The 12118-nt window shown below is 43.8% G+C and carries 14 protein-coding genes; 6 read left to right on the top strand and 8 right to left on the bottom strand.

The window, feature by feature from the left end; all coding sequences use genetic code 11:
• Positions 1–7 precede the first annotated feature (7 nt).
• Positions 8–1021, top strand: a complete 1014-nt coding sequence (gene amrS, locus IBX40_06760) for an AmmeMemoRadiSam system radical SAM enzyme (GenBank protein MBE0524013.1) — start codon at positions 8–10, stop codon at positions 1019–1021.
• A gap of 26 nt (positions 1022–1047) precedes the next feature.
• Here amrS and IBX40_06755 read toward each other — a convergent pair whose 3' ends face one another.
• From IBX40_06755 to IBX40_06745, 3 genes are all read right to left on the bottom strand, one after another.
• The gene (locus IBX40_06755; protein ID MBE0524012.1) at positions 1048–2130 is read right to left on the bottom strand and encodes a DUF2117 domain-containing protein; all 1083 of its coding nucleotides are present in this window, start codon (positions 2128–2130) and stop codon (positions 1048–1050) included.
• 12 nt (positions 2131–2142) lie between these two features.
• Positions 2143–2481 (bottom strand): DUF2098 domain-containing protein, encoded by a 339-nt coding sequence (locus tag IBX40_06750; protein MBE0524011.1) that lies wholly within the window; start codon positions 2479–2481, stop codon positions 2143–2145.
• Positions 2482–2543: 62 nt separating this feature from the next.
• Positions 2544–5195 (bottom strand): pyruvate, phosphate dikinase, encoded by a 2652-nt coding sequence (locus tag IBX40_06745; protein ID MBE0524010.1) that lies wholly within the window; start codon positions 5193–5195, stop codon positions 2544–2546.
• 405 nt (positions 5196–5600) lie between these two features.
• Between IBX40_06745 and IBX40_06740 the strand changes: the two genes are divergently transcribed.
• Complete coding sequence (locus IBX40_06740; GenBank protein MBE0524009.1) at positions 5601–6215, top strand: hypothetical protein; 615 nt, start codon at positions 5601–5603, stop codon at positions 6213–6215.
• Between the two features lie 63 nt (positions 6216–6278).
• The gene (locus IBX40_06735; GenBank protein ID MBE0524008.1) at positions 6279–7031 is read left to right on the top strand and encodes a sulfite exporter TauE/SafE family protein; all 753 of its coding nucleotides are present in this window, start codon (positions 6279–6281) and stop codon (positions 7029–7031) included.
• 97 nt (positions 7032–7128) lie between these two features.
• Here the strand turns inward: IBX40_06735 and IBX40_06730 are convergent, their stop codons facing one another.
• The 3 genes from IBX40_06730 to IBX40_06720 form a co-directional block, all read right to left on the bottom strand.
• Positions 7129–7347 carry a DUF2180 family protein gene (locus IBX40_06730; GenBank protein ID MBE0524007.1) on the bottom strand — a complete coding sequence of 73 codons (219 nt, stop codon included), beginning with the start codon at positions 7345–7347 and terminating at the stop codon, positions 7129–7131.
• 16 nt (positions 7348–7363) lie between these two features.
• Complete coding sequence (locus tag IBX40_06725) at positions 7364–7576, bottom strand: DUF2180 family protein (GenBank protein MBE0524006.1); 213 nt, start codon at positions 7574–7576, stop codon at positions 7364–7366.
• A 190-nt stretch (positions 7577–7766) separates the two neighbouring features.
• Complete coding sequence (locus IBX40_06720; protein ID MBE0524005.1) at positions 7767–8192, bottom strand: FAD synthase; 426 nt, start codon at positions 8190–8192, stop codon at positions 7767–7769.
• Positions 8193–8352: 160 nt separating this feature from the next.
• Here IBX40_06720 and IBX40_06715 point away from each other — a divergent pair, with 160 nt between their 5' ends.
• From IBX40_06715 to IBX40_06705, 3 genes are all read left to right on the top strand, one after another.
• The gene (locus IBX40_06715; protein ID MBE0524004.1) at positions 8353–9177 is read left to right on the top strand and encodes a F420-dependent methylenetetrahydromethanopterin dehydrogenase; all 825 of its coding nucleotides are present in this window, start codon (positions 8353–8355) and stop codon (positions 9175–9177) included.
• Positions 9178–9291: 114 nt separating this feature from the next.
• Positions 9292–9702, top strand: coding sequence for a Tfx family DNA-binding protein (locus IBX40_06710; protein ID MBE0524003.1), 411 nt, complete (start codon positions 9292–9294; stop codon positions 9700–9702).
• Entirely contained in the window at positions 9695–10900 is a 1206-nt protein-coding gene (locus IBX40_06705; protein ID MBE0524002.1) for an NAD(P)/FAD-dependent oxidoreductase, read from the top strand. The genes IBX40_06710 and IBX40_06705 overlap by 8 nt, the downstream gene beginning before the upstream one ends.
• A gap of 45 nt (positions 10901–10945) precedes the next feature.
• On the opposite strand, the gene IBX40_06700 is transcribed toward IBX40_06705, so the two are convergent.
• Both IBX40_06700 and IBX40_06695 read right to left on the bottom strand, forming a co-directional pair.
• Positions 10946–11503, bottom strand: a complete 558-nt coding sequence (locus tag IBX40_06700) for an ATP-dependent Clp protease proteolytic subunit (protein ID MBE0524001.1) — start codon at positions 11501–11503, stop codon at positions 10946–10948.
• A gap of 215 nt (positions 11504–11718) precedes the next feature.
• Positions 11719–12015 carry a LysE family transporter gene (locus tag IBX40_06695; GenBank protein ID MBE0524000.1) on the bottom strand — a complete coding sequence of 99 codons (297 nt, stop codon included), beginning with the start codon at positions 12013–12015 and terminating at the stop codon, positions 11719–11721.
• Positions 12016–12118: the final 103 nt, after the last annotated feature.

Here is a 12118-nt window from a genome sequence, read left to right as displayed (position 1 = left end):
AATTATCATGATATTGAAGGCATCTCTATTTAACAGACTTGAGGACAAGAAGGTCGAGTGCCATGTGTGTGCTCATGAATGCACCATCAAATCAGGAAAAAGGGGAATATGCGGTGTTAGGGAGAACCGTAACGGTACGTTGTTCACCCTGATATACAACACTGTATCCAGCGAGGCCGTAGACCCGATAGAAAAAAAACCCTTATACAACTTCCTGCCCGGCACATTGAGCTATTCCCAGGGCACAATAGGATGCAATTTCAGGTGTTCTCACTGTCAGAACTGGACAATATCCCAGGCCACTATAGATCAGGCATATACCAAAGAACTTACACCTGAACAATCGGTGGCAAGGGCTCTTAAATCAGGCAGTGCCAGTATTTCCTGGACCTATAATGAACCCACCATCTGGCATGAGTTCACCTACGATTCCGCCAAACTGGCACATGAAGCAGGTCTTAAGACCATTTATGTGACCAACGGATATATCACGGAAGAGGCGCTGCGGGATATCTCGCCTTATCTTGATGCCTTCAGGGTGGACATCAAAGCGTTCAAAGATGAATTTTACAGACAAGTATGTGGAGCTCATCTTCAACCTGTACTGGACTCGTCTGTAGTTGCAAGAGAACTTGGTATTCACATCGAAGTTATCAATCTGATCATCCCTGGAAAGAACGACAATCCTGATGAAATAAAGGCATTGATAGAATGGGTTCGGGACAATCTGGGACCCCGGACGCCAATCCATTTTACCAGGTTCTATCCTATGTATAAAATGGATGATCTGGTGCCTACGCCGGTTGAGACCTTAGAAAATGCCTGGAAGATGGCCAAGGATGCAGGGATCGAGTACCCTTATGTGGGTAATGTAACAGGACATCAGTATGAGAATACGTTCTGTCCGAATTGCAGGACGCTGCTAATTGACAGGAGCGGGTATACTGTTGTAAAAAACGTGATCACAGAGGATAAGAAGTGTCCCAATTGCGGGTATGACATTTCGGTTATTATAAAGTAAAATGCTATTTCTGACATTAATTTCAATTAATAATGAACAATCTCTTCCACCATTCTCCCGGCCAGCTCAATCACACGGGCCAGTATTTCCTTAAATCCTGTATCTCCCACCTTCTTTATTCCCTTGCCCCCAAATATCTCATCCTGCACCTTGCGGCCTACAATATCATCATTCCCAGTTGCCACCCTGATAATCACCGACCCTGGCGGTACATGAGTATGATGTGTAATACCGTCCTTATCACCGTCAGTGATCCCGATCATGGGAATACCCAGTCTGGTCAGCAGATCCCCTGCAATAGCAGTAGTATCGTCACCTACCACAACAGCCAGACCTGCTTCCTTTGCAAGCTCAAATGTATCCTCAGCTGAATGGTCGATCAAAACAGCATAATTACCAGAATGCTCCAATACCCCGGGGGCAATATTAGCTGTTCTTAAAGGTCCAGACCTTACAATGGCTGTTGGGAGATCGATCTTCTTTAATTTCTCAATTCCATGGTGTTTCAACCTGCCACCTTCAAGTCCGGTAATTTCTCCAGATTCTGAAATGATATGGACCTCGTCAGATAATGCTTTTCCAACAACGATACCATTAACTGTCACATATTCACCTGGTCTGGCCCCGAACACCCTCCTTGTTAAGGTATTGCCATCGATTTTGATACCATTAATTTCAGGAGGTGGGTGAATAACCCTGGCTTTTAGAAGGTCCTGAAATTCACTCAAAATTGAATGGGATTCCCCAGTCCATGGAATAAGTACGCATTCACTGCCAAACTCAATTTGATATAGAGGAATTAATATCGAATCCAACTTCCCAAAGACCATTGACCCGAAAATTAATCCCGTCTCGCAGGACTTTCCTTCATTTACCAGCAATATTATATCACAATTAGAGCTGAGTTCCACAATAGTCTCACTGGGCTTTAGATTCCTGCTGATGTCTATCTGTCCTTCCAGTCCCGCATCAATAACAGCAGCCTTCCCCATAGTACCGCCCAGAATTGCCAGCACATCACCCATACCTGATATCATCTCAAGTACCCCCAGGGCTTTGCCAGAGTCGATGACCGCAGGTCCGTGAATAACAACACCGATACGCATCATGATGAAAATGGACTATCCGCCAGCTTCAAGATTTGAATCATCAAGTTTGGCTTCTTTTGCATTTTCTTCTGCTTTATCAAGCACTTCCTGGATCTCTTCAGTTGAGAATTTTCTTTCTCCCATTTCTGGCTTTGTTTCCAATTCATCCAGAATCGTTAGAGATTCAAGTCGATACAGCAGATTAGTGGAATCTATAATAGCCCAGGCACCTTCTTCATCGCGGACGATTTCTATTACATGTCCTTTAGTGCCTGTTCCCCCATATCTCACAGGACTGCCTACCTCAATGTCATGACCGTGTGCATCCACCACACGGAATGATCCAGATTCACATTCTATGATTTCAGGCATATTGTACCAGTATAGAATCTATATTCAATAGTATAAACATTTCTATTGGGATTTGCCTAATATTATTCAGCCTTCGTTAGTACCGCGTGTGCAGCAGCAAGTCTGGCGATTGGTACTCTAAATGGAGAACAACTCACGTAATCAAGTCCTGCATTGTGACAGAATATCACACTGCTGGGCTCACCACCATGCTCACCACATATCCCTATCTTGAGGTCTGGCCTTGTTGATCTGCCCTTTTCCACACCTATTTTAATAAACTGGCCCACACCATTTTGGTCAATAGCCACGAACGGATCATGCTCCAATATTCCGTGCTCAAGATAGTACGGCAAGAATTTGCCAGCATCGTCACGGCTTAAACCGAATACGGTCTGTGTAAGGTCATTGGTGCCGAAACTGAAAAATTCTGCCTGGCCCGCAATCTCATCGGCTGTAATAGCTGCCCTGGGCAGTTCGATCATGGTGCCTATAAGATAATTCAGTTTTGCACCTTGCTCGGACATTACCTGTTTTGCCACTGCTTCAGCACTATTTCTGGTAATCTCAAATTCATTAATGTGAAATACCAGTGGTATCATGACCTCTGGAACAATCTCATATCCTTCTTTTGTTAATTCGCATGCAGCTTCGAAGATTGCCCTGACCTGCATCTCGTATATCTCCGGATATGTGATGCCGAGTCTGCATCCCCTGTGCCCGAGCATGGGATTGAACTCCTTAAGGGAATCAACCCTTTTCATCAGATCTTCCAGTTCATGGATTTTGTTGGTGTCACCGGTGGCTTTTAATTCAAAATATTGCTCCAGCAGATCCTCATGTTTTGGCAAGAATTCGTGCAAAGGCGGATCAAGGAGGCGTATAGTAACCGGATATCCCTTCATTACTTTGAATATCTCTTTGAAATCACTTCTCTGCATTGGCAGTAATTTATCAAGTGCTAGTTTTCTCATTTCTTCGGTATCAGCCAGGATCATTTCCTGTACAATAGGTATCCTCTCTTCTCCGAAGAACATGTGTTCAGTACGGCACAACCCAATACCTTCAGCCCCGAAATCCCTGGCAGTCTGTGAATCCTCAGGGGTATCTGCATTTGTCCTGACACCCAATGTCCTGACACCATCGGCCCATGAGAGCAGTTTGTCCATGTTTGGGCTGATATCAGGTGTAATAAGTTTAGCCTGTCCCAGGATAACCTCTCCTGTGGTGCCGTTTAATGTAATGTAATCGTATTCATTAATTGTATGACCGTTTACAGAAAAAAGCCCCTTGCCTTCATCGATCTGGATGGCCCCGCAACCAGCCACGCAGCACTTCCCCATGCCTCGTGCCACCACAGCAGCATGAGAGGTCATTCCTCCTCTTACTGTAAGTATACCCTGGGCGGCATGCATGCCTCCGATATCTTCAGGGGAGGTCTCGTTTCGGACCAGGATCACCTTTTCACCGGCTTCGGCCATCTCTTCTGCATGTTCTGCCGTAAATACCACTTTTCCCACGGCTGCACCCGGGGATGCAGGAAGCCCTTTAGCCACAGCTTTTATTTTTTCATCGGGGTCGATCATGGGATGTAAGAGCTGGTCCAATTGTTCCGGGTCGACTTTTAGTATGGCCTCTTCCTTGGTGATAAGTCCTTCATTATACATATCAATGGCAATCTTTACTGCAGCCGCAGCTGTACGTTTTCCAGTCCTTGTTTGGAGCATGTAGAGTTTACCCTGCTGGATAGTGAACTCGATATCTTCCATCTCTTTGAAATGCTGCTCAAGACGTTCTTTAAAGTCATCCAATTGGGCATATACTTCCGGCATTTCCTGCCTTAACATCTCTATGGGATGGGGGGTCCTGATACCTGCCACCACATCCTCACCCTGAGCGTTCATAAGATACTCTCCATAGAACTTTCTTTCACCTGTGGATGGATTGCGGGTGAATGCCACTCCAGTTCCGGAGTTCTCGCCCATATTGCCGTAGACCATTGTCTGGACATTGACCGCAGTACCCCAGTCGTCAGGGATATTATGTATCTTCCTGTAGGTAATGGCACGTTTGGTATTCCACGAATCAAATACCGCATTGATGGACATCCACAATTGGGTATTGGGATCAAGTGGAAAATCCTTACCTGATTTTTCTTTGACCAATGCTTTGTACTTTTGCACTACATCACGGAGAGCTTCAGTATCAAGTTCAGTGTCATTGTTTACGCCCAGATCCTCCTTCTTGGCAGACAATATGGTTTCGAACTCATTATGTTCGATCCCCAATACCACATCACCGAACATGTTGATGAAACGCCTGTAGCAATCATAAGCGAACCGCTCATCAGCTTCTTCTGCAAGGCCCATTACAGTCTCGTCGTTGAGTCCCAGGTTCAATACCGTATCCATCATACCGGGCATGGATATTCGAGCGCCTGAGCGGACCGATAATAAAAGTGGTTCTTTATTGCTGCCGAATTTAAAACCTATTTCGTCCTCAAGTCTGGCAACCATTTGCCTGACCTGTTCATCAACACCTTCCGGGTAATTCTTCTGGTTATTGTAATATTCTGTACAAACCTCTGTGGTTATTGTAAAACCGGGTGGTACAGGTATTCCTAAGTTTGCCATCTCGGCAAGATGAGAACCTTTACCTCCGAGTAGGTTTCTCATAGTGGCATTACCTTCTGTTTTTTCACCACCGAAAAAATACACATATTTTTTATCTGCCATTTCATGTCCTCCATTACCTATCCAAAGTAATCCATTATTGTGAACAATTTGGTTCGAAATTCAATTTGAACCATAATAATATTTCGGTATGATTCAGAAAAATCGAACAAGTTCCTGCATATCTCTCATTTTTTCATTCTGTTACATGTTTATGACCCATTATCAGAAGCTGGACAATGTACTTTATCATTCAGAGAATAAAAAGATTATTAAACAGCGCAGGTCTGCTTAAAGCGTTCAGATATCGATAAAAATCTAAATTGGGCTTTTGTGGGTGGAAAACATAATAGAGGAGTATTTCAAAATTATTTGAAACCACAACCTTTAAGCATGTCAAAAACATTTTAAACTGTGGATTTGTACAGTTGTGCCAAATCCACACAATCGTGATTGAGGAGATATAAAATGGAAATGACAAAAGATGAAATGCTTGAACTGGGATTCAAATTCCATGGACACCGTTGCCCAGGTATGCCCCTGGGATTGAGAGTGGCCTGGTCGGCCATGGAAAAATTGGGTGTATCCAGGGCTAAAGACGGAGAGGTCGTAGCCCTCATCGAGACCGGGGATGCACATTGTGCCGGCTGTTTCGGTGATGGAGTACAGGTTGCCACAGGGTGTACCCTGGGCAAAGGCAACATCAAAAAAACATATTACGGAAAAATAGCACTAACCCTTATTTCCCGAAAAGATAACAAAGCAGTTCGGGCATACGTGCTGCCTGATTTCTTTGCAAAGATGGAGCAATCCCCGTTCATGCAGCAAAGAAGCACGGGTGTCCCGGCATCCCAGGTGGCCACTGATATATCACAACCATCCATCGACATGGTAATGTCAATGCCGGATGAAGCATTCATAGGAGTAAGCGACGTGTTCGATTATGAACTGGAATCCCCGATGGTGCAGTTCAAGCGGGTCAAATGCAGCAAGTGTGGCGATATGGTAATTGAAAAATACGCACACGTTATGGATGACGAGATTGTTTGTCAACCCTGTCTGGAAGAAGTACACACGTTGTAGGTGCATTTTGCACCACAACTTTTCTTTTATATAGTCATCACAAAAACCCTGGAATTTATCCCCATGGACCCCATTCTAATTGCAATAATAATATTCTTCCTGGCAGTCTTATTCTCGATGTTGGGTCTTGGCGGCGCCCTGGTCTACGTGCCCCTGTTATTCTGGCTCGGCATTCCTATGCTGGTGGCAATACCAACGGCTCTGCTGCTGAACGGAGTCACTTCCAGTTCAGCAGCTATCACTTATTACAGAAAGAAAATGATTGATCTGAATATGGCAGCACCTTTTGTATTGGCTTCCACTGCAGGGGCACCCATCGGGGCATATTTTACAAAGTTCACACCCACTGAAATGCTGCTGTGGATACTCTGTATCATACTGGTACTCGCCGGGGCACGCATGATATTTTCCAGGGCGGGGGAAATAGATGACCATTCTGAGACCGTTAGTAAAAAAGAACGCCTTACAATTGGAATTGGTCTTGGGTTCGTGATAGGCATTGCTGCCGGACTGCTGGGGATCGGCGGTGGGGTGTTCATTGTACCTCTGTTGATAGCATTGGGTTACGGGACGAAACGTGCCTCTGCCACCTCGGCGTTCATCGTGGTATTTTCATCATTCTCAGGATTTTTCGGACACATAGGCATAGGACAGCTGGATATGACACTTATGGCTTACACGGCCGTGGCTGCGTTTATTGGAGGACAGGTAGGCTCACACCTTATGCACAGCAAGATGAAATCAAAGACCATTAAGCAGATGTTCGGTGTGGTGTTGTGGATCATGGCTGTAAAAATTGTATCTGGCTTATGGTAGATGCAATCTTATGTTAAAACATTAACAGGGGAGGTTTTAATTTTAATAAAAGAAATGGGCACAATATTGCCCTGTAAAATGAATAAGGAAATATCCCTTATTCACATCCAACCGTGTATATTGACTCGATACAATATTTACAGATGAATCGTGGCAAGTTTTTTTCCATAATTTTTACCGGCATAGGATACTTACCTTCCCATATTTGCAGGTCAGCTCTTTTAGCATGTTCCATACATAACCCCATCCCGCATACAATACAGATTGCCACTGCTTCTTCAGTCTCATTCTTTTCATCATGTATATAGCATTTCAACATATATCTCACCACCTTACAAATTCTCTTTTAAAGCCTCGTGACATAGTGGGCAGATTATTCGTTTAATATGTTCAGTATCTGATTTGAGTCTTACTGGATATGTTCCATCCCAGACCGGTGTCTCTTCCCTAATTAGATGTTCCCGGCAAACACCCATGCCACACACTATACAGACCCCTACTGCATCTGAGTCTTTTCCCTGTTGCGCACAAATATAACATTTCATTGCCTTCACCAATTTTAATTTTGTTTGGATTTATTTAATATTAAGTCTTAAATCCGATCTAAATTTAATCTGATTTTATTTTAATAGTTATTTATACTGATACTCTTAATAGTTTTCGGGTTCTTTATGTATATAATTTTAATGTGTATTTTAACACAATAAAGTCCCTGAAAAGCTGGCTGCATAAGAATTATGATCTGTTTGATCTATCCAGGATCAATCTAATGATCGAACCAGTACTGCAAGTACTGCAGGATTGATGTGAAATGATCCTGACAACTCTGGCATTAATCCCCCTGGATAATATTTTTTCTTCAAGCTCTTCAGCATTGAAATATTGATCATGCCCCAGTACCACGATATCGGGATGGATCTCTTCCAGCGGTTTGAACATATCATGTTCATCCCCAAGTATTGCGTGGTCTACTACTTTTAAGGCACTGACCATGGCAAGTCGTTGATTTTCAGGTAGGATTGGTTTTGATTTATGATTTACCATGGAATTGCGTGCTACAATTACCCAGAGCTCATCGCCCAGTTTTTTTGCTTCCTCCAGATATAATAGATGTCCCGGATGCAGTATATCAAAGGTTCCAGTTGCCAGTACCCTTACCAACTAATATCACCTGGATTGTAATACCATTGTTTCAGCATAAAATTTTGGTAAATAATGTTCAATATTAATAATTATGTATATTTCATTGTTTTGTAAATATTGTCGAACAATTCCAAAAAACATATAAGTCCATCGTTTAATCTTTATTTCGTGATCCATTATGGTAAAGGTAGGATTCATTAAATTGGGAAACTTGGGAATGTCCCAGGTAATTGATCTCGTTCTTGACGAGATCGCTGATAAAGAGGGAATAGAGGTAAGGTCATTTGGTACGGGAGCCAAGATGGGGAAGGACGAAGCAGAACATACAAAACACTTCAAAAAATATGAAGCTGATTTCTATGTTATGATCAGTCCTAATTCATCCGCACCCGGTCCAACTGCAGCACGGGAGATCTGGAAGGATAAACCATTAATTGTTGTTTCAGACGGGCCAACTAAGAAAGATGACAGGCAAGCACTGCAGGATGCAGGATTTGGTTATATAATCATGAAGGTAGACCCACTGATTGGTGCTAAAAGGGAATTCCTTGACCCTGTAGAGATGGCCAGTTTCAACAGCGATGCAATGAAGGTATTGTCCACTTGCGGAGTTGTCAGGTTGATCGTCAATGCATTCGATGCTGTCATTGATCAAGCAGATGCAGGTAAAGATCTGGAACTGCCGCATATCCTGGTGACTGCACAAAAAGCAATTGAGAGTGCAGGATTCAACAATCCCTATGCAAAGGCAAAGGCACTGGCCGCCCTTCATATGGCAGATAAGGTGGCAGAAGTTAACTTCCCGGCATGCTTTATGCTAAAAGAGGTAGAGCAGGTTACACTTACAGCTGGAGCAGGTCATGAGATGATGAGGGCTGCAGCTCAACTGGCAATCGATGCCAGGGAGATCGAAAAGGCCAACGACTCTGTGTACAGAGAGCCTCACGCCAAGAAAGAAAGAGGCTACAGGAAAAAGACTAAACTATACGATAAACCACAGTAGATATTAAACAAGGGCATAATGCCCTTATTTTTCTTTTTTTCACTTTTTTTTACCGTTGATATTTGAGATTCTATTAACAAAGTTATTAAAATCCTGATACAGATATTGGTAACTATGCCTCAAGAGGAATCTTTCCTTACAGACCGGCAAAAACAGATACTTGAGCTACGCCTGCAGGGATATACCCAGAACAGGATCGCAGTCATTCTGAAAACAACACGCGCCAATGTAAGTATTATAGAAAAAAGGGCACGCCAGAATATAAAGCGGGCAAAAGCCACGTTAAAGGAGTGGGAGCAGCTTCAGTCTCCTATATCAATAAAAATCATAGAGGGTACAGATATAATGACAATCCCCAGAATTATATACAAAGAAGCAGATAAAAACGGGATAAAGGTGTATGAGAATACCCTGGACATTATTTCAAAGATTCATGAGAATATTCCAGAAGCGGCCCTGCATAGGAGAGCTAATCGCCCCATAAACATTTTTATTAGCAGAAATGGTGAGGTTTCATTTGATTGAATATGATGTGGTAGTAGTAGGTGCCGGACCAGCCGGTTCCATGGCGGCCAGGTATGCTGCCAGAACCGGTGCCAGGACGCTGATCATTGAAGAACATGGTGCATCGGGTTCTCCTGTACAGTGCACGGGACTGGTAAGCAGTAAAACCCTTCATGAATGTGAAGTGGAACCAGGCGCATGGATATACCAAAAGATAAAAGGTGCCCGCATATTTGCTCCTGACGGGACAGGTATCTCCATCGGGGGTGAAAAAGAAAGAGCATATGTAATTGACAGGAAAATATTTGACCGCCGCCTGCTGGAGAAGGCTGCTAAGGCGGGCGCCCATGTCAAGATGAGAACAAAAGTAATGGAGCTTGCGGATTCACATGGGAATAAGGTACTGAGAGTTATAAGCAACGGCAGGAAGGGTGACATTTTTGCCAGGGTCATCATTGGTGCTGACGGGGTACAGGGCAGTATTGCCCGATGGAGTGGTTTGGGTCAGGTGCAGAAAGTACTGTCCGGGGTACAGATTGAAACTGCGTATGATGTTGCTGATACTGATCATGTGGAAGTGTTCCTTGGCTCTGATGTGCCCGGATTTTTTGCATGGGCGGTACCTGTGAATGAGAAAACAGCCCGGATTGGACTGTGTATTGATCCGGCAAGAACTGAGTTTAACCCTTATGAGCATCTTCAAAAGTTCCTTCAATGCAATCCAAGGATGCAGAAACGGGCTTTCCCAGGCTGTTCAGATATGATTGTGGGATGCATTCCTTTAGGTCCGCAGTCATGTACAGTAACCAATGGAATAATTATCACCGGAGATGCGGCCGGGCAGGTTAAACCCACTTCAGGGGGCGGGGTTTATATGGGTGCCATCTGTGCGAAGATCGCAGGTGAAATTGCTGGCAATGCTGCACTGGAAGGTAACAGTTCTGTTTCCAGGCTGATGGAGTACGACAGATCATGGCGGGAAGCCATTGGTCGGGAACTGGGAATAGGGATGCGGATCCATCAGGTGTTAGGCCGGCTGAATGATGAGGATTTTAACGAATTGATTAAATTTTTCGGGGAACCTGAAGTGCTGGAGCTGATCAATACCTATGGTGATATCGACCATCCATCGATTTTGCTTGGAAAATTGGCAACAAAGGTAAAGGCAAGGCAAATGCTGGGCGCTGCCAGGGTAGTATTTAGAGCTCTGGTAGGATGAATCTTGTGAGATCAGCATCCAAACTGTCTTTCCTATAACAGTCTCCTATTTATTCCACTTTATCAATCCCTCTCCAGGATTTATTATTCTATCAATCAAGCCATATTCAACCGATTCTTCTGCATCCAAATAGAAGTCCCGGTCAGAATCCCTCTCAATGATCTCCATGGGTTGTCCGGTATGCTGGACCTGGATCTGGTTCAAATGCCTCTTGACCCTGCCGATCTCCTTTGCCCGGATCTCCACATCTGAAGCCTGTCCTTCAGCACCGCCCAGGGGCTGGTGTATCATCATCCGTGCATCTGGAAATGCCAGTCTTTTACCGGGTGTACCTGCTGCTAGCAGAACAGCAGCCATAGAGGCAGCCTGTCCCATACAGAGAGTTGAAATATTGCAGGAAATACACTGCATGGCATCATAGATGGCAAAACCGGCTGTTACCAATCCACCCGGGCTGTTTATGAGAATGTGAATGTCATCCTCTGTGTCCAGTGATTCCAAATAGAGACGCTGGGCAATTACGGTTTCTGCCATCTCATCATCGATCTCACCAGTGAGGAATATTAGATTATGATCCAAAAGATGAGAATAGATATCTACCATATGGTCCCCGTGCGGGGTCTCCTCAGATATGTAAAGAGTCCTTTGAGCCAATTCATTTCCCCCATATTTATTAATGGACCTGATCCCATCTTTTAGGATTTGAATTGATTCTTACCTGAGAATCATTCGTTATATGGGTATCAAGTGATTAATCATTAATTTATTTGCATATCAGATAAAATATTGCACATAATTCTTAAACCCGATACATGTTATTAAAACCACGGACTCATTATGAACCACGTTCCGAACCCGAACAACACCAGTACTGCACCACCGTCTATGGATATCCACAGTACAGCATCCTGGGCTGCCTGGGTGGAAAAACCTGCCACAATCAGTACAAAAATCACCATTTCGATCAATGCATGACCTGAAACCACCTTTGGACCACTGAGCCACCCCTTAGTAAGAGATGTTTCAATAGTAGCGAAAAGCATCGGTTCTGGTACAAGAGCACCAGTCAGGCCCACAAAGAACCCGATACCTAGCATTTTAAGGATTTCTAACATTAGAAGTATATGAAAAAATGCTGGGGATCAACAGAGTGATATTCAGCGATCCTTTCATAAATAATAAAAGAAGACTAAAAAATGCCTTCTCGTCCATTATAAT

It is taken from the genome of Methanosarcinales archaeon, assembly GCA_014859725.1.
Lineage (GTDB): Archaea > Halobacteriota > Methanosarcinia > Methanosarcinales > Methanocomedenaceae > Kmv04.
This window is presented reverse-complemented; position numbering and strand designations above follow the sequence as displayed.